21 protein-coding genes are annotated in these 25,581 nt (G+C 68.5%); 14 read left to right on the forward strand and 7 right to left on the reverse strand.

The window, feature by feature from the left end; all coding sequences use genetic code 11:
- Window positions 1-399, reverse strand: a 399-nt coding sequence (locus AB1634_04030) for a LysM domain-containing protein (protein MEW6218689.1), incomplete at its 3' end; no start/stop codon positions are given.
- A gap of 208 nt (window positions 400-607) precedes the next feature.
- On the opposite strand from AB1634_04030, the gene AB1634_04035 reads away from it, so the two are divergent.
- The 14 genes from AB1634_04035 (at window position 608) to AB1634_04100 (ending at window position 19,306) form a co-directional block, all read left to right on the forward strand.
- On the forward strand, window positions 608-922 hold the full coding sequence (locus AB1634_04035; GenBank protein MEW6218690.1) for a c-type cytochrome: 315 nt from the start codon (window positions 608-610) through the stop codon (window positions 920-922).
- A gap of 176 nt (window positions 923-1,098) precedes the next feature.
- Window positions 1,099-2,223, forward strand: a complete 1,125-nt coding sequence (locus AB1634_04040; GenBank protein MEW6218691.1) for a hydrogenase small subunit — start codon at window positions 1,099-1,101, stop codon at window positions 2,221-2,223.
- Between the two features lie 2 nt (window positions 2,224-2,225).
- Window positions 2,226-3,239, forward strand: coding sequence for a hydrogenase 2 operon protein HybA (gene hybA, locus AB1634_04045; GenBank protein ID MEW6218692.1), 1,014 nt, complete (start codon window positions 2,226-2,228; stop codon window positions 3,237-3,239).
- A gap of 19 nt (window positions 3,240-3,258) precedes the next feature.
- The gene (locus AB1634_04050) at window positions 3,259-4,959 is read left to right on the forward strand and encodes a nickel-dependent hydrogenase large subunit (GenBank protein ID MEW6218693.1); all 1,701 of its coding nucleotides are present in this window, start codon (window positions 3,259-3,261) and stop codon (window positions 4,957-4,959) included.
- Between the two features lie 14 nt (window positions 4,960-4,973).
- Window positions 4,974-5,495, forward strand: a complete 522-nt coding sequence (locus AB1634_04055) for a HyaD/HybD family hydrogenase maturation endopeptidase (protein ID MEW6218694.1) — start codon at window positions 4,974-4,976, stop codon at window positions 5,493-5,495.
- Window positions 5,496-5,569: 74 nt separating this feature from the next.
- A complete protein-coding gene (nrfD, locus tag AB1634_04060; protein ID MEW6218695.1) occupies window positions 5,570-6,706 on the forward strand; it encodes an NrfD/PsrC family molybdoenzyme membrane anchor subunit in 1,137 nt (378 codons plus the stop codon).
- A gap of 226 nt (window positions 6,707-6,932) precedes the next feature.
- Complete coding sequence (locus AB1634_04065) at window positions 6,933-7,751, forward strand: PhnD/SsuA/transferrin family substrate-binding protein (protein MEW6218696.1); 819 nt, start codon at window positions 6,933-6,935, stop codon at window positions 7,749-7,751.
- Window positions 7,726-8,664: an ABC transporter substrate binding protein gene (locus AB1634_04070; protein MEW6218697.1), complete on the forward strand. Its 939-nt coding sequence runs from the start codon at window positions 7,726-7,728 to the stop codon at window positions 8,662-8,664. Before AB1634_04065 ends, AB1634_04070 begins: the two co-directional genes overlap by 26 nt.
- Before the next feature lie 7 nt (window positions 8,665-8,671).
- The gene (locus AB1634_04075; GenBank protein MEW6218698.1) at window positions 8,672-10,429 is read left to right on the forward strand and encodes an ATP-binding protein; all 1,758 of its coding nucleotides are present in this window, start codon (window positions 8,672-8,674) and stop codon (window positions 10,427-10,429) included.
- A gap of 147 nt (window positions 10,430-10,576) precedes the next feature.
- Window positions 10,577-12,646: a response regulator gene (locus AB1634_04080; GenBank protein ID MEW6218699.1), complete on the forward strand. Its 2,070-nt coding sequence runs from the start codon at window positions 10,577-10,579 to the stop codon at window positions 12,644-12,646.
- Between the two features lie 78 nt (window positions 12,647-12,724).
- Window positions 12,725-14,938 carry a TonB-dependent receptor gene (locus AB1634_04085; GenBank protein MEW6218700.1) on the forward strand — a complete coding sequence of 738 codons (2,214 nt, stop codon included), beginning with the start codon at window positions 12,725-12,727 and terminating at the stop codon, window positions 14,936-14,938.
- A gap of 51 nt (window positions 14,939-14,989) precedes the next feature.
- Window positions 14,990-17,221 carry a TonB-dependent receptor gene (locus AB1634_04090; GenBank protein ID MEW6218701.1) on the forward strand — a complete coding sequence of 744 codons (2,232 nt, stop codon included), beginning with the start codon at window positions 14,990-14,992 and terminating at the stop codon, window positions 17,219-17,221.
- Window positions 17,222-17,351: 130 nt separating this feature from the next.
- On the forward strand, window positions 17,352-18,689 hold the full coding sequence (locus AB1634_04095; GenBank protein MEW6218702.1) for an ATP-binding protein: 1,338 nt from the start codon (window positions 17,352-17,354) through the stop codon (window positions 18,687-18,689).
- 155 nt (window positions 18,690-18,844) lie between these two features.
- Window positions 18,845-19,306: a DsrE/DsrF/DrsH-like family protein gene (locus AB1634_04100; protein ID MEW6218703.1), complete on the forward strand. Its 462-nt coding sequence runs from the start codon at window positions 18,845-18,847 to the stop codon at window positions 19,304-19,306.
- Between the two features lie 32 nt (window positions 19,307-19,338).
- Here the strand turns inward: AB1634_04100 and AB1634_04105 are convergent, their stop codons facing one another.
- The 6 genes from AB1634_04105 to AB1634_04130 form a co-directional block, all read right to left on the reverse strand.
- Window positions 19,339-19,758, reverse strand: a complete 420-nt coding sequence (locus AB1634_04105) for a type II toxin-antitoxin system VapC family toxin (protein MEW6218704.1) — start codon at window positions 19,756-19,758, stop codon at window positions 19,339-19,341.
- Window positions 19,758-19,988 (reverse strand): type II toxin-antitoxin system VapB family antitoxin, encoded by a 231-nt coding sequence (vapB, locus tag AB1634_04110; protein MEW6218705.1) that lies wholly within the window; start codon window positions 19,986-19,988, stop codon window positions 19,758-19,760. The genes AB1634_04105 and vapB overlap by 1 nt, the downstream gene beginning before the upstream one ends.
- Before the next feature lie 96 nt (window positions 19,989-20,084).
- The gene (locus tag AB1634_04115; protein ID MEW6218706.1) at window positions 20,085-22,295 is read right to left on the reverse strand and encodes a response regulator; all 2,211 of its coding nucleotides are present in this window, start codon (window positions 22,293-22,295) and stop codon (window positions 20,085-20,087) included.
- Window positions 22,292-22,942 carry a response regulator gene (locus AB1634_04120; GenBank protein ID MEW6218707.1) on the reverse strand — a complete coding sequence of 217 codons (651 nt, stop codon included), beginning with the start codon at window positions 22,940-22,942 and terminating at the stop codon, window positions 22,292-22,294. The genes AB1634_04115 and AB1634_04120 overlap by 4 nt, the downstream gene beginning before the upstream one ends.
- The gene (locus tag AB1634_04125; protein ID MEW6218708.1) at window positions 22,917-24,812 is read right to left on the reverse strand and encodes a response regulator; all 1,896 of its coding nucleotides are present in this window, start codon (window positions 24,810-24,812) and stop codon (window positions 22,917-22,919) included. Before AB1634_04125 ends, AB1634_04120 begins: the two co-directional genes overlap by 26 nt.
- Before the next feature lie 36 nt (window positions 24,813-24,848).
- Window positions 24,849-25,541, reverse strand: a complete 693-nt coding sequence (locus tag AB1634_04130) for a VTT domain-containing protein (protein ID MEW6218709.1) — start codon at window positions 25,539-25,541, stop codon at window positions 24,849-24,851.
- Window positions 25,542-25,581: the final 40 nt, after the last annotated feature.

Genomic DNA, 25,581 nt, shown 5'->3' on the forward strand with positions numbered 1-25,581 from the left:
CGCCGCAGCAGCCGCAGCCGCTGGTGCCGCCGGCTTGGCCGGAGCCGCCGGGGTGGCTGGTGCGGCCGGCTCGGCAGCCCGGGCTGGCGCCGCTGCCGCTGCTGCGGGGGGCGCCGGGCGCCCTGCCGCCATGCTGGGGAAGCGCAGCCTCTGGCCGACCCGGATGCGGTTGAGATCCATCAGCTCCGGGTTGGCGGCCTTGAGCATGGCCGCGATCTCCGCGTTGTACGTCTTGTACACCTTCAGGCTCAGGCTGGCCACCGTGTCGCCCTTCTGCACGATGACCTCCTTGACCTCGGCGGCCGCGGCGACACCGGCTACGATCAGGCCTGCCACCAGCAGCACCACCTGCACCAACGCCCGCCATCCTCTCCTCCTGCCCTTTCCCGCGCGCTCCATGACTCTCCTCCTTCTCGCAGCCTTGGCTCCCCGGTCCTCCGGGGCCTGGACGCGGACCGCGGCCAGTGCCCCACGACCCATGGGCGCCATTGTGGCACAGCCGGCGTCCCCATGTCCAGCCTCCCGTTCCTCTCCCCACTTGTCCGCCAAGCCCAGCCTGTGGCATCCTTGGCCGGTGCTCGGCCACATCCCAGGGAGATGCCGTCCCATGTCATCCTTGCCCCGTGCTGCCTGCCGGTGGGCGGCTGCCGCCCTGCTCCTGGCCCTTCTGGCGGCCGCCTGCGCGGTCCCGGACGGCGCGGCGGTCTATGAGCGGGAAGGCTGCGGCGACTGCCACAGCGTCGCCGGCCAGGGGGGCCGCCTGGGGCCGGACCTCACCGCCGTGGCCGGCCGGCTGCCGCCCGCCGCCATCCGGGCCTACATCCGGGATCCGGCGGGGCAGAATCCGGCAGCCCGCATGCCCGCCTACCCGCATCTGAGTGAAGCGGAGCTGCACGCCCTGGCCCGCTTCCTGGAGCGCTGATTCCCATTGGCCCGGCCCGGCCATCCCCAGCTGCTCTCCTTCAGGAGCTACGCGAAAAAGGGTCCTTGCCTTTTCTCGGCTGCGTTTCATACCATGTTGCTGGGTTCGCCGCCGGCTGCCAGAGGCTGGCCGGAGGCCCGATTGGCGACAACAACCCCAGTGCGGAGGAACGAGCCATGAGGTGGAAGGACGCATGCTTCCCTGCGGACCGATGCGGCGTGTCCCGGCGGGATTTCCTCAAGGTATGCACCGCGGCGGCGGTGTACATGGGCCTGCCGGCCAGCCTTGGCGCCACCATTGCCGAGGCGGCCACCTCGCCCAAGCGGCCGGTGGTCATCTGGCTGTCCGGCCAGGAGTGCACCGGCTGCACCGAGACGCTGCTGCGCGCCACCCATCCCACGGTGGAGCACCTCATCCTCGATCTCATCGCCCTGGACTACTCGGAGACCCTCAACACCGGTGCCGGCCACCAGGCGGAGGAGTACCGGGCCAAGTCCATCGCTGCCAACCGGGGCCAGTTCATCCTGGTGGTGGAGGGCTCCATTCCCACCAAGGACGGCGGCATTTACTGCCAGGTGGCGGGCCGGCCGGTGCTCCAGATCCTCGAAGAGACGGCGTCCCAGGCAGCAGCGGTGATCGCCCTCGGCTCCTGCGCCGCCTGGGGTGGGGTGCCGTCGGTGGGTCCCCACCCCACCGGCGCCACCCCGGCCTACCGGATCCTTCAGGCCAAGGGCATCGGCACGCCGCTCATCAACATCCCCGGCTGCCCGCCCAACCCCTACAACTTCCTGTCCACCGTCCTTTATTATCTGACCTTCGGCAAGCTGCCGGCCCTCGATGACAAGCTGCGGCCCAAGTTCGCTTACGGCCGGCTCATCCACGAAAACTGCGAGCGCCGGCCCCATTTCGATGCCGGCCGCTTCGCCCAGGCCTTCGGCGACGAAGGCCACCGCCAGGGCTGGTGCCTCTACAAGCTGGGCTGCAAGGGCCCGGAGACCTACAACAACTGCCCCACCCTCCTCTTCGGGGACGTGGGTGCCGGCGCCTGGCCGGTGGGCACCGGGCATCCCTGCTTCGGCTGCTCCGAGGAAGGGGTGGGATTTGCCGTGCCCATCCACGCCCCGTCCCGTCCCATCAACGTCACCCCGCCAGCCCAGTTCGTGACCTTGCCACCGGAGCCGGGCGCCGGGGCCTCGGCCCTGGCGGCCGGCGCGGCTGGCGCCGCCCTGGGTGCGGCGGTGGTGGCGGTGGCCATGAACATCGGCAGCCACGACGAGCACGATGAAGGCAAGGAGGGCTAGCCATGACGCTGTCACGACGAGACCTCTTGAAAGGCGCGGCCGGAGGCGGGCTCCTGTGGGCCGCCGGGGTCGGCTCGGCTGCCGCTGCCACCCGGGCGCCGCTGCCCCCCGAGGCGGTGGGCATCCTCTACGACGCCACCTTGTGCATCGGCTGCAAGTCCTGCATGGTCAACTGCAAGCGGGTCAACTCCCAGGAGCCTGGTGGCGCCCTCTACGAGGCGGGCAAGGCGCCGCCCTACGAATTCAACACCCCGGAACGGATCTACGATGCACCCCTTGATCTGTCCGACCAGACCCTGTGCATGATCCGGGCCTTCCGGCACGGCTCCGGTCTTGCCAAGGACCGGGCGGAGAACGGCTACTCCTTTGTCAAGAGCCATTGCCTGCACTGCCTGGACCCGGCCTGCGCCGCGGTCTGTCCGGTGGCCGCCTTCTCCAAGGATCCCAGGACCGGGGTCGTCTCCTACCGCCCGGAGCGCTGCATCGGCTGCCGGTACTGCCAGATGGCCTGCCCCTTCGGCATTCCCCGCTTCCAGTGGGGCAGCGCCAAGCCCAAGCTCGTCAAGTGCCAGCTCTGCCACCACCGGTATGGGACCGGCGGCTATGCCGCCTGCTGCGAATTCTGCCCCACCGGCGCCTCCATCTTCGGCCGGGTGGCCGATCTCCGGGCAGAGGTGCAGCGCCGGCTGGCCGCATCCCCCGGTGCCGACTTCGACTTCCCGGTTCAGACGGTGGGCTCGAGCTTCCGCCTGCGGCGGCCCCTGGCCTCCTATGTCAACCGCGCCTACGGCATGAGCGAGGCCGGCGGCACCCAGTACCTGCTCCTGGCCGGGGTGCCCTTCGACCTTCTGGGCTTCAACCCCCGCATCACCGATGAGCGCTATCCCGACTCCACCTGGGCCTATGTGGAGAAGGTGCCGGTGCTCATCGCCACCCTGCTGGTGGCCGGCACGGCCCTGCGCTTCTTTGCCACCAGCCGGGATGACAAGAGCCAACAGACGACCTCCAACACCTGAGACGGAAAGGAGCATGAACATGGGCAAGCGAATCACCATTGACCCGGTAACGCGCATCGAAGGCCATCTCCGGATCGACTGCGAGATCGATGGCGGCAAGGTCACCAATGCCTGGTCCTCCGGCCAGATGTGGCGCGGCTTCGAGGTCATCCTCAAAGGCCGGGATCCCCGGGACGCCTGGGTGATCACCCAGCGCTTCTGCGGCGTCTGAACGTCGGTCCACGCACTGGCTTCAGTGCGTTCGGTGGAGAATGCCCTGGGACTCGCCATCCCCAGGAACGCCCAGTACATCCGCAACCTCATCATGGGCGCCCATGCCGTCCATGACCATATCGTCCACTTCTACCATCTGTGCGCCCTGGACTGGGTGGACATCGTCTCAGCCCTGTCCGCCGACGCCCGGGCCACCGCCGCCCTGGCCGAGAAGCTCTCCGACTGGCCCAGGAATTCCTTTCAGGAGATCAAGGCGGCCCAGGAGCGCCTGCAGGGGCTGGTGGATTCCGGCCAGCTCGGCATCTACGGCTCCGGCTACTGGGGCCACCCGGCCATGAAGCTGGCCCCGGAGGTCAACCTGCTGGCCGCCACCCATTACCTGCAGGCCCTGGAGTACCAGCGCTCCATCAACCGGGTGGTCTCCATTCTGGGCTCCAAGACCCCCCACATCCAGAACGTGGCGGTGGGCGGGGTGGCCAATGCCATCAACCCGGACAGCCCCTCCACCCTGAACATGGAGCGGCTCTACTTCATCAAGACCATCATCGACGAGGTGGGGGCCTTTGTGGAGAAGGTGCTGCTGGTGGACGTGGCGGCGGTGGGGGCCATGTACGCCGACTGGACCGGCCATGGCGCCGGGGTGATGAACTACCTGTCTGCCCCGGACATGCCCATGGACGAACAGGGCACGGTCTTCGCCCTGCCCGGCGGCTACATCCCGGGCGGCGATCTCGACCGGTTCACCGCCATCAGGAGCTACCAGGACAAGTTTTTCGAGGGCAACGTCCAGGAGAGCATCAAGCACTCCTGGTACGACGGCGACTGGACCCGCCATCCTTATGAAGAGGAGACGGTGCCCAAGTACTCGAGCTTTGCCGACAACGGCAAGTACTCCTGGGTGAAAGCCCCCACCTTCCAGGACAAGCCGGCCCAGGTGGGTCCTCTGGCCAACATTCTGTGCATGCTGGCCGCCAAGCATCCCTCGGCAGTCAAGCACGCCACCCGGGTGCTGGACACGGTGAGCGCCCTGGCCGGCAGCACGGTGGGGCTTGCCGCCATGCACTCCACCATCGGCCGCATCGCGGCCCGGGCCATCCGCTGCGCCGTGCTCTACGACACCTTGAACGAGCAGTGGCAGGCCCTGGTGACCAACATCGCCAAGGGCGACGTCACCACCTTCAACCCGCCGGTGTTCCCCAAGGGCGAGCAGCGGGGCTTCGGCTTCCACGAGGCGCCCCGGGGCATCCTCTCCCACTGGGTCGTCATCGACAACGGCAAGATCAGGAACTACCAGGCCGTGGTGCCCTCCACCTGGAACGCCGGGCCCAGGAACGGCAAGGACGAGCTGGGGCCGTACGAGGCCGCGCTGCTCGGCAACCCGGTGGCCGATCCGGAGCGGCCCCTCGAGGTCTTGCGCACGGTCCACTCCTTCGACCCCTGCCTGGCCTGCGCCATCCATATGGTGGACAAGAACAAGGGGCCCATCGTCCGGGTCCGGGCAGTGTGATGGGGGACGCCGTCATGAGCGTCCTGGTCCTGGGGGTGGGCAATGTCCTGCTCACCGACGAGGGGGTGGGGGTGCATGCGGTGGAGGCCCTGGAGCGGCGCTATCTCTGCCCGCCCGGCGTGGCGATCCTGGACGGCGGCACGGCCGGCCTGGAGCTCCTGGGCCACATCCGCCTGCAAGACCAGCTCATCCTCATCGATGCCCTGACGGGCGGCGAGCCGCCGGGCACGGTGACCCGGCTGGCGGGGGAGGCGGTGCCGAAGGTCTTTCTGACCCGCATCTCCCCCCACCAGCTGGGGATCTCGGATGTTTTGGCCGCGGCCACCCTGGCCGGCGAGCTGCCAGGCCGTATCGTTCTCTTTGGGGTGGAGCCGGCGGATCTGTCCCCCGGCCTGGGCCTGTCACCACCGGTCTTGGCCGCCATGCCGGAGCTGTTGTCCGCCGTCCGTTCGGAGCTGGCGGGCCAGGGTCTGCCCCTGGTCCCCCGGTTGGAGCCGAGGCCGGCGGGCGCCAGCCTGTGGAGCCTCAATCTGTAAGAAGAGAGGGCGGCAAGCCAAACGATTTGGGACAGCGCCGGCCCCGCGGCGGGCCGGCCAAAGGGAGGAGAAGCATGGAGAGAAGCCAGGAGATCAAGACCTTCACACCCTCCACGGTGGGCCTTCTCCTTTGCATCGCCATCGGCGCCGGTGTGGCCCTCTACCGGATGATCCACGGTCTGGGCCATCCGGTCACCGGCCTCAACGACGTCTACCCCTGGGGCTTCTGGCTGGGGTTCGACGTCCTGGGCGGGGTGGCCATGGCGGCAGGGGGCTTCATCATCGCCTGCGCGGTCTACATCTTCAACTGGAAGAAGTACCGGCCCATCACCCGACCGGCTATCCTCACCGCCTTTCTTGGCTATCTCATGGCGGTGGTGGCGATCTTCTTCGACATCGGCCACCCGTTTCGCCTCTACCACCCGGGCATCATGTGGCAGTATGGCTCGGTGATGTGGATCGTGGCCATGCATGTCATGTTCTACACCACCACCCTGGCCATCGAATCGAGCCCGATGCTTTTTGAGAAGCTGCGCTGGGAGCGGGCCCGGGTCCTGGTGGACAAGATCCTGGTCGGCGCCGTCATCTTCGGCGTCATGCTCTCCACCCTGCATCAGGCCTCCCTGGGCGCGGTCTTCCTCATCGCGCCGCCCCGGATGTCGCCCCTGTGGTACACCCAGTTCATCCCGTACCTCTTTCTGATCTCGGCCGTGGCCATGGGGCTGGCCATGGTCTCTGCCGAGGCCTACCTGTCCTCCAAGGCCTTCCATCACGAGGTGGACCCGGAGATCTTCTATGGTCTGGCCCGGGGGATGGCCGTCACGCTGGCCATCTACCTGGGCTGCAAGCTCTACTTCCTGTTCACCAACGCCGGCCTGGCCGCGGCCTTCGACGGCTCGCTGGCCGCCAACATGTATCTTCTGGAGATGGGCATCGGCGTCATCCTGCCTCTGGCGCTGCTGGCGGTGCCCGCGGTGCGGCGCTCGGCCAGGCGGATCTTCACGGTGAACATCATCGTCATCTCCGGCATCCTCCTCAACCGGATCAATGTCTGTGTGATCTCCATGGAGGGGTACACCATCCCCCGGGGTGGCAGCTACCTGCCCTCTGTCCTGGAGCTGTTGATGTCGTTGGGCATCGTCTGCCTGGGTGTCTTTCTTTTCAAGATGGCTGCCAAGCACCTGCCGCTCTTCGCCCACGCCGAGCACTGACCTGGCCTTGCGGGCCGGGGGGAGGCCGCCCCCCCGGCCCGGAAGAAGCCAACGATCCCCCTGCCCGCGTCCCGCGTCCTGCCTGGCCTATCGGCTGGGCCTATCAGCTTGGGTCTTGCCTTTCCCTCCCGACTGTGGGAAGAATAGCCTGTCCGTTCTGTCTCCGGGCTTCGGCCCGGCGGGCAGCGGCGCCTGTCTTGTCACTTTCTCCGGGGGATCGACCGCGTTGACCCACCCGCCCCACAGATTCTGGCCCTGCCGCCTGCTGGCCGTGGCGCTCAGCCTGATCCTGGCGGTTCTCGCCATTGCCCGGCCCGGTGCTGCCCAGCCCTTCTATTACTTCTATCCCGACTCGCCCCAGAGCAACATCGGCCTCCTGAAGCGGGAGATGGACCGCTTCCTGGCCAGCGTCGATCCGCACCTCACCTTCCAGCCTTTCGTGCATCTGGTGGATCTGGAGCGGCAGCTGGCCGCGGCGCCGCCGGCGCTGGCGGTCATGCCCGCCTGGCTTCTCAGCCGCCACGGCGCGGCCCTGGGCCTGGTGCCTCTGTTGCGGCCGGTGCAAGACGGCGCCACCAGCTACCGCAAGGTGCTGCTGGTGGCCAAGGACGCCGGTCTCACCCCCGGGACCCTGGCCGGCCGCACCGTCGCCACCACCTCCCTGGGGGCGACCCCGGGCGACCTTCTGGAGGCGATGCTCCCCCCGGACAGCGGGGTTCGGGTGCGAGAGCTGCGGGTGGTGACCGTGCCCAAGGATTTCGATGCCCTCCTGGCCCTGGTGTTTCGCCAGGTGGATGCCGCCCTGGTGGTCAAGCACAACCTGGCGGCCATCAGCGCCGCCAATCCGACCCTGACGGCCAACCTGCTGCCGCTCCTGGAGACGGGGGAGATGCCGCTGCCGGTGCTCTGCTACCGGCACGGCATCCTGTCCGCCGACCAGCTGGAGCGCCTGCGGCATGCCCTGGCGGCCACGGAAGCCTCATCCTCCCGCATCCAGCTTCTGGAGGCGCTGCAGATCGATGGCTGGCAGACGATTGCTCACTAGCTGCCTGGTGCTTCTCGCCCTGGGACAGCTCCTCTGGCCGGCCGTGAGTCGGGCTGGGGGGGTGGCGGTGCTGCTGAGCGATGCGGAGGCCGCCTACCTCGCCCCGTTGGCTGCCTTCAAGAGCGAGATGCCGGTGCCGGTTCGGACCTTCGATCTGGGCGGCCGGCTGGACCGGGCGCCCCAGGTTATGGCCGAGCTCTTGGCCAGCGAGCCCCAGCTTGTCTTCGCCCTGGGCGCCAAGGCGGCCGCTGTGGCCAAGGCCTGGACCAGTGAGCGGCCTGATCTGCCGGTGCTTTTCGCCCTGGTGCTCAACTGGCAGCGCTACAGCCTGGGTGGCCAGGCCAACGTGGCCGGTATCGCCCAGGATGTCTCCCCGGGGGTGCAGTTTGCCAGCGCCACCCTGGTCCGGGCCGGCGTCCGGCGCCTGGGAGTGCTCTACAACCCGACGTTCTCCGCGGAAACGGTGGCGGCGGCCCAAGGCGAGGCCCAGGCCCTGGGCCTGCAGCTGGTGGCGCGGCCGCTGGCTGATCCGGCCCGTTTCCGCCAGGAGCTGCGCCGGCTGGCCGAGGAGGTGGACGCCCTGTGGGTGCTCCCGGATCCCATGCTCTACAGCCTGGAGCATCTGGCCCTCATGGAGACGGAGTGCGTGCGGCGGCGCCTGCCCTGTGTGGGGCCGAGCCGGCAGGCGGCCTCGGCCGGCCTGCTCCTGGCCCTGGATGTGGATGAGACGGGCGTCGGCTACCAGGCAGCGGCCCTGGCCAGGGATCTGTTGGCGGGCCGCGCCACCCCGGCCGCCATCGGCGTCCGGCCACCCCTGGCCACCCGCTCGGTTCTCAACCTGCGGACCGCCCGGGAGATGGGCCTCAAGCTCGATCCCGCGGTGATGGGCCTGACCAGTGAGATCATCGACTGAGGGCTTTGTGCCCTCGTTGCGCGTTCTCCTGGTGGCCATGAATTGCATCGTCCTCGGCCTGCTTTTCCCATCCTTGAGCCTGCTCTACATGCACAAGGAGAGCACGTTCCGGGACCAGGAGCTGGAGCGCAGCATCAGCCAGCTGCGGCAGGACCTCCGGGATCGGGGGGCGGCCCTGAGCGGGAGTGTGGCCATGGCCGCGGGCCAGGCCCTGGCCGGCTTCGACTACGCCTTCTTGAACCTCCTGCTGCGGCAGGTGGCGGAGGGTGATGATCAGGTGGTCTACTGCATCCTCATGCGGGCTGACGGCATGGCCGTGGGCCACAGCGATCCCGGCCTGGTGGGCCGTTTTCTGGATGATCCCCTGGCGCGGCCGGCAGCGGCCATCACCGCCAAGGGCCCGCCGGAGGGCGGTCCCGGCTTCGTGCGCCCCCGCTTTCTCGAAGGGATGGTGGCGGTGGGCGACCACCTGCAGCCGGTGCTGGAGGCCGTCATTCCGGTCTGGAGCGGCGCCCTGCCGGCCGGGGTGCTGCGCTGCGGCTTTTCCCTGGCGAGCATCAACCGGGAGATCGCCGCCGAACGGGCAGAGTGGGCGGCCAAGATGCGGGATCTGCGGAATTCCTTCCTGGTCCTTACCGCGGTCTTCACCTCCCTGGGGGTCCTGGTGGCCTTCTTCTGCACCCGCTATCTGCTGCGGGGGGTGGCGGTGCTGGCCGAGGGCTCCCGGCTGGTGGCCGGGGGCGATCTGGCCCAGGAGCTGCCGGTCGCCGGCCTGGGCTGCGCCGAGTATGCCCGTCTGGCCCGGGCCTTCAACCACATGACCGGCCAGCTGCGCCACAGCTACGCGGCGCTCGATGAGGCCAACCGGCAGCTGGAGGCGCGGGTGGTCGAGCGGACCCGGGAGCTGGCCGAGGCCCAGGAGCACCTGCTGCACCAGGCCCACGAGGCGGGGATGGCCGAGATGGCGGTGGGAGTGGTGCACAACATCGGCAATGCCATGACACCGGCGATCATCGCCGTCTCCGGCCTGTTGCGCCGGCTGCGCGGTGCGCCTCTGGCCGAGCGGGTGGCCCAGGCCGCCAGCGAGCTGGCGGTGGCGATCCGGGGGGGAGCCGATCTGCCGCCGGCGGAGCGGCAGCGTCTCCTCGATATCCTGGAGCTCCTGCCCGGCACGGTCGCCGAGGCTCTGGGGCAGGTGATCGTCGATCTGGAGCGGATCAACGAGCGGCAGCGCCACATCGAGGCGATCATCGCCCTCCAGCTCCGCTATGCCCGGCTGATCGGCGAGCGGGAGCCGGTGGATCTGGCCCGGCTGGCGGTGGACTCCCTGACCATGCTGGAGGAGTCCCTGGCCAGGCGGCAGGTGCGGGTGGAGACCCGGCTGGCCGCCACCCCACCGGTGGGCATGGAGCAGGCCAAGCTCATGCAGATCGTGGTCAACCTGATCAAGAACGCTTACGAGGCCATGGACCCGGTGCCGCCGGCAGACCGCTGCCTGACCGTCACCACCGGGGTGGAAAGCGGGCCGCCGGCCCAGGTCTTCCTGGCCGTCAGCGATACCGGCGTGGGCTTTACCGCCGAGGAGAGAAGCCGCCTCTTCCGCTTCGGGTACTCCACCAAGCCCCGGGGCTCCGGCTTTGGCCTGCACTCCTCGGCCAACTATCTCATCGCCAACCACGGCTCCCTGACCGCGGAGAGCCCGGGCCGCGGCCAGGGGGCCAGCTTCGTCATCCGGCTGCCGCTGGCCGATGGGCTGGCGACCTGAGGGAGGCATGGGCATCATGGCAGCCATGGGAGGGATGGCACCGGGAGCGCCCCGGCGAAGGGCGCCTCCATCCCTTGATTCCCAAGGGCTCCCCTTGTCGCCCCGTTGAGCCGGCACCCCAACCTCAACCCACGTTCACCCGAAGCCATGGACAACGCCACCCGCATTTTGATCATCGATGACGACCGGGATGTCTGGCAGGCCTTCCGGGATGTCCTGAGTCCGGAAGAGACCGAAGAGGGCACGGCCAGCCGGCGCATGGACAGCCTCCTGGGCCGGCGGCCGCCGGCGGTCGGCCAGGCCCCGGCCTTCGAGCTGGTCTTCGCCGACCAGGGCGAGGACGGCTACCAGAAGGTGGTGGAAGCCCGGCAAGAGGATCGACCCTATGCCGTCGCCTTTGTGGACGTGCGCATGCCCCCCGGCTGGGACGGGGTCAAGACCGCCACCGCCATCCGCGCCACCGATCCGGCCATCGAGCTGGTCATCGTCACCGCCTACGCGGACCGCAGCCGGGAGGAGATGGTGGCGGCCATCGGCGCCCCGGAGCGGCTCTTGTTCCTGCGCAAGCCCTTCGATGCCGACGAGCTGCTCCAGATGGCCCTGTCCCTGTCCAGCAAGTGGCGGTTGGCCCGCCAGGAGGAGGCAACCCGCCAGGAGCTGGCCTCGTCCCGGGCCCGCTTCCGGGATCTCGTGGAGACCATCAGCGATTTTGTCTGGGAGATGGACAGCCAGGGCCGCTACACCTACTGTTCCCCGGTCTGCAGCCGTCTGTTCGGCCGCAGTCCGGATGAGCTCCTGGGGCAGTTTTTCAGCCAAGCCCTGCTGCCGGAAGTGGATCGGCAGACCTGCCACCAGCATCTGCAGCACTGTGTCGCCACTGGCCGCGGCTATGCCGGGCTTGAGCGCAGCTGCCTGCACGCCGACGGCCGGACGGTGTTCGTGGAGTCCAGTGCCATGCCGGTCCTCAACGAGCGGGGGGCCCTGATCGGCTTCCGGGGCATCGACCGGGACATCACCGAGCGCAAGCGGGAGGAGATCGCCCGCGCCCAGCTGGAGGAGCAGTACCGGCAGTCCCAGAAGATGGAGGCCCTGGGCACCCTGGCCGGCGGCATTGCCCATGATCTCAACAACGTGCTGGCGCCGATCATCATGAGCGCGGAGCTGATCGCCATGGGACTCGGGCCGCAGGATCCGGTGCGGGATCGGCTGCGGGTCATCACCGAAAGCGCCCAGCGGGCCGCGGACCTCATCCGCCAGATCCTGGTCTTCTCCCGCAAACAGGTGCTGGAGCCCAAGGTGGTGGACCTCAACCGGGTGATCAACGCCTTTTTCAAGCTCCTGCGGCGGCTGATGCGCTCGGATCTGGAGATCGTCCTCGAGCTGGAGCCCGAGCTGTGGCCGGTGGATGCCGATGTCTCGATGATGGAGCAGGTGATCCTCAATCTGATGGTCAACGCCCGGGACGCCATCCACGGCCAGGGCCGCATCGAGCTGCGGACCCGCAACGAGACCGTGGAGCAGCCGATACCGGACGTGGAGCACCGGCTCTTTGCCGGCTCCTTCGTGGTCCTGTCGGTGACGGACGACGGCTGCGGCATGAATGAGGCGGTGCAGGCCCGGATTTTCGATCCCTTTTTCACCACCAAGGCTGCGGGCAAGGGCACGGGTCTGGGGCTGTCCACGGTCTACGGCATCGTCACCCAGCATGGCGGTCACCTGCGCCTGGTCTCCCGGCCAGAGGCCGGGTCCACCTTCTCCGTCTACCTGCCCCGCTCGGCCCACACCACCCAGGGCGCCGAGGCGGCCATCCACCAGGTGCCGCGGGGCGGCACCGAGACCATCCTCCTGGTCGAGGACAACGACGAGGTGCGGCGGATGGCCGCCTCCACCATGGAGGCCTACGGCTATCGGGTGCTCACCGCGGTCAACGGCGCCCAGGGGCTGGAGGTGTTTCGCCGTAATCCCGGCCTGGTGCACCTCTTGCTGACCGATATCGTGATGCCCCAGCTGGATGGCCGCAGCCTGGCCGACATGGTGCGCGCCGAGCGGCCGGAGCTGCCGGTGATCCTCATGAGCGCCTATCCGCCCGACTTCGTGGCCGAAAACGTTGCGCCCTTCCCCTTCCAGTTTCTCCAGAAGCCCTTCCGGCCCGCCGACCTGGCGCGGCTGCTGCGAAACGTCCTGGATCAGGAGCGCAAGGGCACTTGGATGGCGTAGGCGGGAAGGAGGAAGGAGGAAGGAGGAAGGCTGAAGGGGGAAGGATGGCCAGACCGTCAGACACCGGGGAGGCAAGCCATGATGGCACGAGGCGTTCGGTTCGGGCTGGCGGCTGTGGCCTGGGTGGGGGGGCTGGCCGGCCCCGTCCGGGCGACCACGGACGAGGAGCGGCTGCAGCAGGTGGAGGCCCTGTTTGCCTCCCCCTACAGCGAGGAGATGGTCTACCGCACCGACCGGCTCCTGGAGAGCAGCACCGGCATCCTGGAGTCGGTCCGCACCGCACCGTCGGTGGCCACGGTCATCTCGGCTGCCGATCTGCGGGATCTGGGGGCCACCACGGTGGAGGAGGCCCTGGCGATGGTGCCGGGGCTGCACGTCCTGCCCGGCTCCACCAACCTGTTGCTGCCCAGCTACAGCTTTCGCGGCCTGCTCACCGGCCTCAATCCCCAGGTGCTGGTGGCGGTGAACGGCCAGCCGATCAGCCTCGGCTATCACGGCGCCCGGCCCTATGTCGTCCACCTGCCGGTTGCCGCTGTTTCCCGGCTGGAGGTCATCCGGGGGCCAGGCTCGGCCCTGCACGGCGCCGATGCCTTTGCTGGCGTCATCAACATCATCACCAAGGCCGGCTACGAGATCGAGGGCAGTGAGATCGGGGCGCGCTACGGCTCCTTCGACACGGTCGAGACCTGGCTCCAGCACGGCGGCGACCACGGCGGCTGGGATCTGGCCCTGAATCTCGACCTGCGCCGCGGCAGCGGCGATCCCCACCGGATAGTGGAGCGGGACCTGCGCACCGCGATGGATGCCGTCTATGCCCCCTTTGGCCCGCCGGCCAGCCTGGCCCCCGGCGAACTGCCCACCGGCTACGAGAACCTCAATGCCTACCTGAGTCTGGCCCATGGCGGCTGGCAGGCCCGGCTCTGGGGCGGGCTCCAGCACGATCGCGGCCTGGGCAACGGCATCAACCAGGTCCTCGACCCCTATGGCTCGATGGACAGCCAGTGGCTGGCCCTGGATCTGGGCTACCGGCGGCCCCAGCTGCTGCCGGACCTGGATGGCGCCCTGCGGCTGACCGCTTTCCACCAGCGCGTTGACGGCTTCTACCGCCAGTTCCCGCCCGGCTCCATCCTGGCCATGACGGCAGACGGCAACATCTCCCCCAGCCCTGCCACGACCGTGTATCGGGTGCGCTTCACCGAGGGCCTCTTCGGCGAGCCCATCGTTGCCGAGGGCCAGGTCGGCCTGGAGGCCGTGGGCCTGTACTCCGGCTGGGCGAGCCATCGCCTGCGCTGCGGCGGCGGCCTGCGCTACCTGGCCGATCGGACCGACAATTTCAAGAACTTCGGCCCCGGGGTCCTGGACACCAGCGGCTTTCTGACGACGGCGGTGAACGATGCCGGCGGCACGCTGACCTATCTCAATGGCGACAGCCCGTACATCTTCATGCAGGACCAGGAGCGGCTGATCTGGTATGGGCTGGCCCAGGATCAATGGGCCCTGGCGCCGGCCTGGGAGCTGTCCGCGGGCCTGCGCCTGGACCACTACTCCGACTTCGGCCTCACCGCCAACCCGCGGCTGGCCCTGGTCTGGGAGGCGACGCCTGCGGCCACCTGGAAGCTCCTCTACGGCCGGGCCTTCCGGCCCCCTTCTTTTGCGGAGCTCTATCTGATCAACAACCCGGTCACCTGGGGCAGCCGGGACCTGGAGCCGGAGACCGTGGACACCCTGGAGCTGGCCTACGCCCTGGACCCGGGCCAGTCCTGGCGGCTTTCGACCAGCCTGTTTGCCTATCGGGCCAACGGCCTGATCGAGTTTGTGCCTGACCCGAAGCCGGCGGTCACCGCCACCGCCGCCAACTTCCGGGACATCGAGGCGTACGGCGGCGAGCTGGAGCTGGAGGTGCACCTGACCGGCGACCTCCGGCTGCGGGCCTCCTACTCGTACCAGCACGCCGTGGACGACGCCAGCAACCTGCCGGTGCCGGACACCCCCCGCCACCTGGTGAAGCTGAACCCGCACTGGGCCTTTCTGCCGGACTGGTCCCTGGATGGCCAGCTCCTCTGGGTCGCCGGTCGCTCCCGGGTCGAGACCGACACCCGGCCGGAGATGGACGACTATGCCCTGGTGCACCTGACCCTGCGGCGCCAGCGGCTTTTGCGCCACCTGGAGGCGGCGTGTGCGGTGCGGAACCTCTTCGACACCGGCGCCCGGGAGGCCACCGACGGCAAGATCCCCGGTGATATCCCTCTGGAAGGGCGGTCGATCTGGGTCGAGCTGCGGCTCGCCTTCTAGGCTTGGAGGACGCAGGGCGCCGCGGAGCCAACAATGGCAAGGAGGCTTGGGATGAGGAGACGGGGTGCTGCCACCCACCCGCTGTCGAGGAGTCTTTCCGCCGTCGCCGCCTGGGCCTGGGGCGGCGTAGCGGCCCTGGTCACGGGGCTTTTGACCGGCACCGCCGGGGCGGCCACCGACGAGGAGCTGCTGCAGCAGGTGGAGGCACTCTTCGCCTCGCCGTACAGCGAGGAGATGGTCTACCGCACCGACCGGCTCCTGGAGAGCAGCACCGGCATCCTGGAGTCGGTCCGCACCGCGCCATCGGTGGCCACGGTGCTCACCGCCGCCGATCTGCGGGATCTGGGTGCCACCACGGTGGAGGAGGCCCTGGCGATGGTGCCCGGGCTCCACGCCCTGCCCAGCTACGCCAACGTCCTTCTGCCCGGCTACGCCATCCGCGGTCTGTGGACCAGCATCAATCCCCAGGTGCTGGTGGCGGTGAACGGCCAGCCCATCACCTTCCACTACAACGGCACCCGGCCCCACGGCTTCAACGTGCCGGTGCCGGCAATCTCCCGCATCGAGGTCATCCGCGGCCCGGGCTCGGCCCTGCATGGCGCCGACGCCGTGGCCGGGGTGATCAACATCATCACCAAGGCCGGCTACGAGATCGAGGGCAGCGAGGCCGGGGCCCGCTACGGCTCCTTCGACACCGTCGAGACCTGGCTCCAGCACGGTGGCGACTACGGCGGCTGGGATCTGGCCTTGAATCTCGACCTGCGCCGGGGCAGTGGCGATCCCGATCGGGTGGTGGAGCGGGATATGGCCGCGCGGACTGGCGGCAGCCTGGCCCCCGGCGAGCTGCCCACCGGCTACGAGAACCTGAATGTCTATCTGGGCCTGGCCAACGGTGGCTGGCAGGCCCGGCTCTGGGGTGGCCTGCAGCACGACATGGGCCTGGGCAACGGCGTCACCCAGGTGCTGGATCCGTACGGCTCGGTGGACGCACGGTGGCTGGCCCTGGATGTGGGCTACCAGCGGCCCCGGCTGCTGCCGGACCTGGACGGCTCCCTGCGCCTGACCTTCTTCCACCAGAACTGGGATGCCTTCGGCCGCATGTTCCCGCCCGGTGCGGTCCTGGGCATCGGCGCGGACGGCAACCTCTGGCCAGACCCCCGCACGCCGCCCCCCTTCCTGGCACGCTTCACGGACGGCCTGTTCGGCGAGCCCATCATCGAGGAAGACCAGATCGGCCTGGAGGCCATCGGCCTCTACTCGGGTCTGCCGGGCCACCGCTTCCGCTTCGGCGGCGGCCTGCGCTACGTGGCCGACCATACCGACAATTTCAAGAATTTCGGCTACGGCGTCCTGAGCACCGCGGGCTTTGCACCCTTCCCGGCCCTGAACGACGTTGGCGGCGGCCTCACCTATCTCAATGGTGACAGCCCGTACATCTTCATGCAGGACCAGGAGCGGCTCATCGGCTACGGCCTGGCTCAGGACCAGTGGGCCCTGGCCCGGGATTGGGATTGTACCGCTGGCCTCAGGCTGGACCACTACTCCGACTTCGGCCTCACCGCCAACCCCCGGCTGGCCCTGGTCTGGGAAGCAACGCCGGCCCTCACCGCCAAGCTCCTCTACGGCCGGGCCTTCCGGCCGCCGGACTTCCTGAGCCTTTACGGCCGCAACAATCCCGCCTACCTGGGCAACGGGGATCTCGATCCGGAGACAGTGGACACGGTGGAGCTGGCCGGCGAGCTGGTCCTGGGCCAGGCCTGGCGCCTTACGGCCAGCACCTTTGCCTACCGGGTCAACGGCCTCATCGAGTACGTGCCGCCGGATGCTGCCACCAAGACCGCGTCCAATTTCCGGGATATCGAGGCCTATGGCGGCGAGCTGGAGGCGGAGGCGCACCTGACCGACAGCCTCCGGCTGCGGGCCTCCTACTCGTACCAGCATGCCGTGGACGACGCCAGCAACCTGCCGGTGCCGGACGCCCCCCACCACTTGGTGAAGCTGAACCCGCACTGGGCCTTTCTGCCGGACTGGTCCCTGGACGGCCAGCTCCTCTGGGTGGCCAGCCGCTCCCGGATCGAGAGCGACACCCGGCCGGAGCTGGATGACTACGCCCTGGTGCACCTGACCCTGCGGCGCCAGCGGCTGTTGCGCCACCTGGAGGCGGCGTGTGCGGTGCGGAACCTCTTCGACACCGGCGCCCGGGAGGCCACCGATGGCAGGATCCCGAACGACATCCCCCTGGAAGGGCGGTCGATCTGGGGCGAGCTGCGGCTGCGCTTCTAGGGATCTGGGGATCTGGGGATCTGGGGATCGGGGGGTGCTGGTCGAAGGCCGGCCTAGTGGAGCGTCTTGATTTTATCGCCCTGTCCAGCGATAATAGCATGCCGTTGAATCGCTCTGCCGGGAGGTAATCATGAACAAGGAGACCTTTTCCACCGTCCTCTTCGAGTGGCAAGGCCTGATCAGGAGGCGCGGCGGGGTCTGTCGCGACCTGGAGGCTGGGCTCCTGAGGGCCATGGGATCACGACCGATCAAGATCGTGACGGGGTTTCGCCGTAGCGGCAAATCGTTTCTGGTGCAGCAGGTGGCCAGGCGTCTTCTCGACGCCGGGCAGATTGAGCCGTCCAACCTGCTCTACCTCAACCTGGAAGACTTCCGGCTCATGGAAGTGACCAGCCCGGAACGGCTCAACGAGCTCTACGAGCTGTTCTTGAGCAGCTCGGCCAAGCCAGGAAGGAGGCTTCTCATCTTTGACGAGATCCAGAATGTCAGCGCCTGGGATCGTTTCATCCGCACCATCTATGAGCGGGACGGGGAGACCGTCGAAATTGTGCTGACCGGCTCCAACTCGGAGCTTCTTTCGTCGGAGCTGGGGAGCAACCTGGCCGGACGCTTCATCGAGTTTTCGCTGCTGCCTTTCAGCTTCAGGGAGTTTCTGGCCTACCGGGGGTTGCCGATCAGGGAAGAAGCGGACTATTTCCGTGCGCGTCAGGAGGTGAGCCGGCTTTTTTTCGAGTACCTGGCCCACGGAGGCCTTCCCGAGGTGTTCGATATCCCGGCGCCGGAGGCCAAGATCTCGTATCTTACCGGGGTCGTGAGCAAGGTCATCCTCGATGATGTGGTGCGTCGTTTCCGCGTCGACAATGTCTCCCTGCTCGAAAAGCTGTTTCATTATCTGATGGCGGGTGCGGGATGTGTCACCACCTACGCATCCCTCGCCCGGCGCGCCCAGGCCCTCGGCTTCCGGACCAAGCCGGAAACGATCATCGCCTACTGCGGTTATCTGCTCAAGACCTTTGCGCTGTGTGAGGTCAACCGCTTCAGCTGGAAGCAGAGCCGCGTCTTTGCCGACACCCGGAAGTACTTCAGCATCGACCCCGGACTCATCACCCTGTACCGCCCGCCGGAAGAGGGCCTGGCCCTGCGCCTGGAACATGCCGTGCTGCTGGAGCTGCGCCGGCGCGGCGCCAAGGTCTGTTTCGGAACGAACGATTCCGGCCGGGAGCTGGATTTCCTGGCCGCCACAGGGGGGAGGAGCTTTGACCGCTATCAGGTCGCGGTTAGGCTGACGGCGGATGACGAACGGCGGGAGCTGGGGGCCTTCGTGCTCGCCGACCCGTACCTGCAGGCGGGGAAGAATCTGCTGCTGACCCTGGACGAGGGCGAGGAGACCCGCAACTGGCAGGGAATCCCCATCCGGCGCTGCCACCTCATCCGCTGGCTTCTCGGCTTTCCGGACGTTGCGCCCTGAATGTTCCTGCTCTTGGCCCCGTACCCGTAGCGTGGCCCTGCCATCCGGCGCTTCTTGCCTTTGCCGGCGCCGCCGTGCGACAGTACCGGTAAGCCGGCCCCGGGAAGGGCCCCGGCCGGCCGCCCTGCTCGCACCGCATGCAAAGGAGGGAAGCCATGAGTCAGCAGCCGGAAGCCGCCGCCAAGCAGGAAACCGCCGCCTTCATCACCTCCCGGGACACCCTGGACGGGGCCTACCCGGGGCTCATTCTCGGCATCAATGCCCGGCGCCTGGGCATGGACGCCGTCGTCTTCTACACCTTCATGGGCATCAACGTCATCCGCAAGGGCTGGGTGGAACGGGCCAAGTTCCAGCCGCCCGGGTTCATGGGCGCCATCCCCGGCATGTCGGCAATCGCTACCTGGATGATGAAGGACCGGATCGCCAAGGCCAACATCCCCACCCTGGGCGACCTGCAGGAGATCGCCATCATGGAGGGGGTACGGTTCGTGGCCTGCAAGATGACCGTGGACATGATGCAGCTTTCGCCCGCCGACTTCGTCGAAGGGACGACCATCCAGACCGCCGAGGAGTTTCTGAAATACGCCAAGGACTGCAAGATCCTGCTCTTCACCTGACGGCTGGCCAGGGGAGGGGACGATCTGGAGGCTCACGGCCCGGGGGGCGCGGCCCAGTTTTCCCAGCGCAGGCCCGCGATGCGGGCGAATTCCCGCTCGTTGTTGCTCACCAGGCACAGGCCGGCGGCACAGGCGTGGGCGGCGATCCACAGGTCGTTGTTGCCGATGGGTTGTCCCATCCGTTCGAGGGCGGCGCGGATACGGCCATAGTGGCGACCGGCGTCTGCCGGCAGGGCCAGGACAGCCAGGACCTCGGTCAGGCCTTGCAGGGCGGCTCTCGCCCGCTCTGGGGCAAGGCTTTTTTCGGCCCCATGCCACAACTCCCCGCAAGTGACCACCGACATGGCCAACTCTCCGGCCGGGTGCCGGGCAAAACGCTCCCGGACCTGGGGAGGACGCTCCTTGGCGATATAGATGCAAATATCCGTGTCCAGCAGGAACAAAGGCTCCATCAGAGCGGCTCCCGCTCCTGGGGGGGTGCATCCTCTCTGCCGCAGGCCATGAAGTCCTCCGGCAGCGCCGTCAGGCGATCAAAGATCGCCGTGGCGCTGGCCGGGTGCTCCCGCAGCACAATCTCGTCGCCGCGACGGAAGATCTCCACCTCCCGTGCCCGGAGGCGGTATTCCTTGGGAAGACGGACGGCCTGGCTGTTGCCAGACTTGAAGACACGAGCGATAGCCATAAGAGCCTCCCTGAGGGTGAGTATACGGCCAGTATATACTCCTCGGACGGAACAGCCAAGGCTCCGGGCGAGGCCACAGTCTGTCCCGGTCTGCCATCAGGATGGCCCGCCGGGCGGAAAGGAGGCGGTGGGCCGGCAGCTGGTGGCGCGTGCCAGGGCTGCCAGCAGGTCCGGGAGCTGGAAGGGCTTGGACACATACCCATCCATGCCGCTGGCCAGGCAGGCCTCCGGATCTTCGGGCAGGGCGCTGGCGGTCATGGCGACAACAGGGGTATGGGTCATCCGGATCCGGTTGCTGAGCCTTGACAGCAGGTCGGCGTGGACATGGTCCCTGGGCAGGCTCCCCTCCTCGCACTGGCGGATGAGCCTGGTGGCCAGAAGGCCATCCATCTCCGGCATCCGCACATCCATGAGGATGGCATCCACGTGCCGCCGGGCGAGGATCTCCAGGGCCTCCCGGCCATTGCCGGCCAGGGTCACCCGATGGCCGGCCTGGGTCAGCACCGCCTGGACCAGCTCCCGGTTCATGATGCTGTCATCCACCGCCAGGACCTCCCAGGACCCTGCCGGAGGCCGGGAGGCCACAGCCCGTCCAGTCCATCCTGGATCCGGCCGGCCACCGCTCAGGACCTCTCGGAGCAGGGGCCACAGGGTCTGGGCCAGGATCGGCTTGTCCAGGCAGAAGCAGCCTCGGGCCCTGGCCCTGGACCGCAGCCTGGGATCGGTGCCGGTGACGGTGAGCAGGATCACCGGTGCCTGGCTCGCCGGCCGATCCTGGATGCGGGCCACAAGACCCAGACCATCCTCCCCCGCCAGCCCCTGATCCACCAGAAGGAGCCGGTGGGGCTCGCCCCGGCTGGCGGCCGCTGCCAGAGCGGCCAGGGCCTGGCCGCTGTCCGCAGCCGTCTCCGGCACCAGCCCCCGCCTCGCCAAGAGCTCCGCCAGGATCTGCCGGCTGCCGGCATGATCGTCCACCACCAGGACCGGTAGCCGGGTCAGCCAGGCCGGCACCAGACCAGGGGCCGGCGGCTGCCGGCGGCAGCGGGCCGTGCACCGGAAGATCGAGCCCTGCCCCGGCGCGCTGGAGACCTGGATCGTACCACCCATGAGGCCGGCCAGCCGCTGGCAGATGGTCAGCCCCAGACCGGAGCCGCCGTACAGGCGGGTCACCTGGCGATCCGCCTGGGTGAAGCTGTCGAAGATCCTGGCCTGGCTTTCGGCGGCGATGCCGATGCCGGTGTCCTGCACCGAGAACTGGAGAAGCACGGTCTCCCGGTCCTCGGCCCTGGTCTCCACCTCAAGGAGCACCGTGCCGACCTCGGTGAACTTGACGGCGTTGCTGAGCAGGTTGAGAAGGATCTGGCGCAGGCGAAAGGCGTCCCCCACCAGCCTGGTGGGTATGGTGGCCGGAAGGTGACAGAGGAGCTCCAGGCCCTTGCGGTGGGCCTCCAGGGTCACGGTCCGCATCGCCGTGGCCACGACCTCCGACAGATCGAAGGCCGCCTCCTCCAGCTCGATCCTGCCGGCCTCGATCCTGGAAAAATCCAGAATATCGTTGAGCAGGACCAGGAGGGACTCCGCGGCGGTGCGGGCGATCTCCAGGTGATGCCGCGCCTCCCGCTCCAGCTCGCTGTCCAGAGCCAGAGAGGTCATGCCGATCACCGCATGGAGGGGGGTGCGGATCTCGTGGCTCATGTGGGCCAGGAATTCGCTCTTGGCGCGGCTGGCAGCCTCGGCGGCCTCCTTGGCCTGGGCCAGGGCCTTTTCAGCCTCCTTGCGCTGGCTGATGTCCCGGAAATCCTCGATGATGCCGAGGAGCTCGCCCTCCGGCCCCCGGAACGGGGTGGCAGTGACGATGCAGGGCACGCGGCGACCGTCCTTCCTGGGCAGCTCCAGCTCGAGCTCGACCCGCTCCTCGCCGGCCACGATCCGGGCCAGCGGGCAGGCCTCTGTGCGGCAGCAGTCCGGACCGGGGCCCACCTCGTGGCAGGGCCGGCCGACCAGCTCGTCGAGGCTGCAGCCGGTGAGCTGCGCCAGGGTTCGGTTCGCCCGCCAGACCGTGCCATCCCGGGCCACCACCCGCATGCCGTCCGCGGCCCGGTTGAAGATCTGATCCAGCTCCACATGGGAGCGCTGGAGCGCCTTTTCGGCCTTCTTCCGCTCGCTGATGTCGGTGGCGATCTCCAGCCGCACCATGCGGCCGTCCCGCCAGGGGATGGCCTGGTCCCGGAGGTCGTACCAGCGGCCGGTGATCGGGTTCCCGTGCTCCCAGCGGATGATGCCGGCCGGCTCGCCCTCGGCCGTCAACAGGCGGGGGTTGGTGCAGAAGGCGCAGGGGCCGCTCTGATCCTGCTGCAGGACCTGCCAGCAGACCTGTCCGGTCTTCTCGCCGAACTGCCTGCGGCCCTGCTGTTGGCGTGGATCGCCCGGGCAAAGAGCTCCTTGCCGGTTCCGGTTTCGCCGGTGATGAGGACATTGGCCTCGCTGGCCGCCGCCTGGGCCAGAAGATCGAGGCAGCGCCGCATGGCGGGGCTGTTGCCGACGATGCCGTTGCGGACCAGGGCCACCGGCGGACTGGCCGCCCGCCGCTCCTGCCGGTACTGCAGGGCCCGGAGGATGGGCAGGGTCATGGCCTGGAGGGAGGCCGGCTTTTCGATGTAGTCCCAGGCACCGCTGGTGATGGCCAGCTCGGCCCCGGCCGGCTCGCCGCGGCCGGTGATGATGACCACCTCCGGCCCGCCGGGGGTCTGGCGGAGAAGGGGCAAGGCCTCCAGGCCGTTGCCGTCCGGCAGCCGCACGTCCAGGAGCACCACGTCGAAGGGCCGGGCCTCGGCCTGGGCCACCCCCTCCTTGAGGGTGGCAGCCGTGGCGACCTCATGGCCGAGCCGGGCCACCAGGCTGGCCAGGGTGTAGCACATGCTGGTGTCGTCATCGATGATCAGGATCAAGGCCATGGTCGAGGACCTGACGGATGGTGCGGGCGAGGTACGGGGTATCCACGGGCTTGACCAGAAAGGCGGCAATGCCCATGGCACAGGCCTTCTCCAGGCTCACCAGCTCGCTGAAGCCGGTGCAGAGGATGATCCTGGTCCCGGGCCGTGCGGCCAGCAGCCGGCGGGCCAGCTCCACCCCGGTCAGATCCGGCATGGCCTGGTCGGTGATGACGAGGTCGAAGCCCGAGGCCTGGTCACCAAGAAGCTCCAGGGCCTCCAGGCTGCTGGTGGTGCCCACCACCTGGTAGCCGAGGCGGCCCAGGGCCTGCATGAGGGACCAGACCAGGGCCTCTTCGTCATCCACCACCAGGAGGCGCTCCCGGCCCTCGGGCAGCTGCCGGAGGTCGGCCAGCTCCCCTTTGCCGGTCTCGGCGTCCGCGGCCAGAGGCAGAAGCACCTCGAAGAGGCTGCCCTGGCCAGGGGTGCTTTGGACCTTGATCCAGCCATCGCAGGCCTTGACAATGCCGTGGACGATGGCGAGGCCCAGACCGGTGCCGTCCCCCTGCTCCTTGCTGGTGAAGTACGGCTCGAAGATCCGATCCAGATGCTCGCAATGGATGCCCTCCCCGGTATCGGCCACCGACAGCCGCAGATAGCCGGTGCGGCTGGCCGGCAGCTGGGGCGGCAGCTCCGCGGCCTCTGCCGGGACATGGATGAGCCCCACGGTCAGGACGCCCCCGTGCTGCCGCATGGCATGGCCGGCATTGCTGCCCAGATTCATGACGAGCTGGCAGATCTGGCTCGGGTCGGCCAGGACCGTGTCCTCCTGGGTGTCCAGGTGCTGGCGGATCTCGATGAAGGAGGGCAGGGAGGCCCGGAGCATCGCCAGCACCTCCTCCACCAGGGGGGTGACCCGGATGGGCAGGCGCATCTGCTCGGTGCGGCGGCTGAAGGTGAGGATCTGCCGGACCAGGGTCTTGGCCCGCTGGCTGGCCTTGTGCACCTCCTCCAGATGGCGGTGGACCAGGCTGCCGGCCGGGGTGTCCAGGAGGGCCAGCTCGGTGCAGCCGATGATCGCCCCCAGAATGTTGTTGAAGTCATGGGCAATGCCGCCAGCCAGGGTGCCGATGGCCTCCATCTTCTGGGCCTGGCGCAGCTGCCTTTCCAGCATCTCCCAGTCGGTGATGTCCCGGGCATTGACCACGATGCCGACCACGGCGCCCCCGGCGAAGAAGGGATAGTAGGTGGCCTCGAGATGCTGCCGGCCGATGGCCGGGAAGGTGTACCAGAAGTCGCAATGGACCTCCTCGCCCGCCAGACATCTTTCCAGCCCCGGCTGGATCTCCTGGGCAAAGACGACGGGGTCGAACACCTCCGGCCAGCTGTGACCGATGATCTCGTTCCGCTTCTTGCCCAGGGCGGTGAGATAGGTGTCGTTCACCGCCTGGTAGACGTAATCCCGGTCCATGAAGGCCATGAGCTCCCGGGAGAGGGAGACGATCTGCTCGTAGCGTCGCAGCTTCTCCTCGACCAGCTTGCTGTCGGTGATGTCGACAGCCATCTCCGCCCGGACCATGCGGCCGCAGGTCCAGGGGATGGCCCGGTCGATGCACCGGTACCAGCGCTGCCGCCGCTGGTTCCTGTGCTCCCAGATATGGACCCGGCCGGTATTGGCCCCCAGGATCAGGTGGTTGGTGCAAAACGGGCAGGGCGCCTCCAGGCCCTGGAGGGCGGCGTAGCACTTCTGACCCAGCACCGCGCCGAAATGCTCCGTGACCGTCCGGTTGGCGTAGAGGATCTCATGGGAGTCGGGATCGCTTACATAGATGACCTCGGTGATGCCGTCGAGGATGGCCTGAAGCTGCTGCCAGCCCAGCGCGTGGTCCGCCATGGTCACGTCCCGGGGGCGCGCTTGGGGCCGCCAGGCCTAGCCGCGGCGCCGGCCCTTGAGCACGGCCAACAGCCTTTTCAGGCCCAGAGGCGCCAGCCCCAAGAGGGCAAAGGCGATGAGCAGCCGGGGGGAGAGGATGCCGGCCAGGGAATCCAGGCGGGCCAGTTCCTGGCCGGCGTTGATGTAGACCACCGTTGCCGGCAGCATGCCCAGCTGGGACACCCAGTAGAAGGTGCGCAGCGGGATCGGGGTGAGGCCCATGGCCAGGTTGATGACGAAGAACGGAAAGATCGGCACCAGGCGCAGGCCGAAGAGATAGAAGGCCCCCTCCCGGCGGATTCCCTCGTCCATGGCCGCCAGCCGGTCTCCCAGCCGGGCGGCCACCCAGTCCCGCAACAGGAAGCGGGCCACGGCGCAGGCCAGGGTGGCGCCGATGGAGCTGGCAAAGGAGACCACCAGGACGCCCGCCCCCAGGCCGAAGAGGGCGCCACCGGCCAGAGACATCGCCGCCGCTCCGGGCAGGGACAGGGCGGTGACCAGGATGTAGGCCAGGGCATAAAGGCCCAGGACCAGCCAGGGGCTGGCCTGATAGAGGGCAAGGAGTCGGGCCTGGGAGGCCTGAAGGGCGGCCAGGGACAGGTGCTGGTGCAGGCCGAGAACGAAGAACAGGCCGGCCAGGGTGGCGAAGAGGCCAACGATGGCCAGGCGGATCAGGTCGGGGCGGCGCATGGCTCCAGGGGGCAGGAAAGGTGAGCTGGGCTGCAACAAA

The sequence above is a fragment of the Thermodesulfobacteriota bacterium genome (genome assembly GCA_040755095.1).
Lineage (GTDB): Bacteria > Desulfobacterota > Desulfobulbia > Desulfobulbales > JBFMBH01 > JBFMBH01.

Bases quoted from the DNA above. Each gene is read 5' to 3' on its own strand.
- AB1634_04070 (MEW6218697.1), top strand. From the start codon at position 7,726: ATGGCTGGCAGACGATTGCTCACTAGCTGCCTGGTGCTTCTCGCCCTG.
- AB1634_04035 (MEW6218690.1), top strand. From the start codon at position 608: ATGTCATCCTTGCCCCGTGCTGCCTGCCGGTGGGCGGCTGCCGCCCTG.
- AB1634_04040 (MEW6218691.1), top strand. From the start codon at position 1,099: ATGAGGTGGAAGGACGCATGCTTCCCTGCGGACCGATGCGGCGTGTCC.
- AB1634_04095 (MEW6218702.1), top strand. From the start codon at position 17,352: ATGAACAAGGAGACCTTTTCCACCGTCCTCTTCGAGTGGCAAGGCCTG.
- hybA (MEW6218692.1), top strand. From the start codon at position 2,226: ATGACGCTGTCACGACGAGACCTCTTGAAAGGCGCGGCCGGAGGCGGG.
- AB1634_04055 (MEW6218694.1), top strand. From the start codon at position 4,974: ATGAGCGTCCTGGTCCTGGGGGTGGGCAATGTCCTGCTCACCGACGAG.
- AB1634_04105 (MEW6218704.1), bottom strand. From the start codon at position 19,758: ATGGAGCCTTTGTTCCTGCTGGACACGGATATTTGCATCTATATCGCC.
- AB1634_04090 (MEW6218701.1), top strand. From the start codon at position 14,990: ATGAGGAGACGGGGTGCTGCCACCCACCCGCTGTCGAGGAGTCTTTCC.
- AB1634_04120 (MEW6218707.1), bottom strand. From the start codon at position 22,942: ATGGCCTTGATCCTGATCATCGATGACGACACCAGCATGTGCTACACC.
- nrfD (MEW6218695.1), top strand. From the start codon at position 5,570: ATGGAGAGAAGCCAGGAGATCAAGACCTTCACACCCTCCACGGTGGGC.
- AB1634_04100 (MEW6218703.1), top strand. From the start codon at position 18,845: ATGAGTCAGCAGCCGGAAGCCGCCGCCAAGCAGGAAACCGCCGCCTTC.
- AB1634_04130 (MEW6218709.1), bottom strand. From the start codon at position 25,541: ATGCGCCGCCCCGACCTGATCCGCCTGGCCATCGTTGGCCTCTTCGCC.
- AB1634_04085 (MEW6218700.1), top strand. From the start codon at position 12,725: ATGATGGCACGAGGCGTTCGGTTCGGGCTGGCGGCTGTGGCCTGGGTG.
- vapB (MEW6218705.1), bottom strand. From the start codon at position 19,988: ATGGCTATCGCTCGTGTCTTCAAGTCTGGCAACAGCCAGGCCGTCCGT.
- AB1634_04125 (MEW6218708.1), bottom strand. From the start codon at position 24,812: ATGGCGGACCACGCGCTGGGCTGGCAGCAGCTTCAGGCCATCCTCGAC.
- AB1634_04080 (MEW6218699.1), top strand. From the start codon at position 10,577: ATGGACAACGCCACCCGCATTTTGATCATCGATGACGACCGGGATGTC.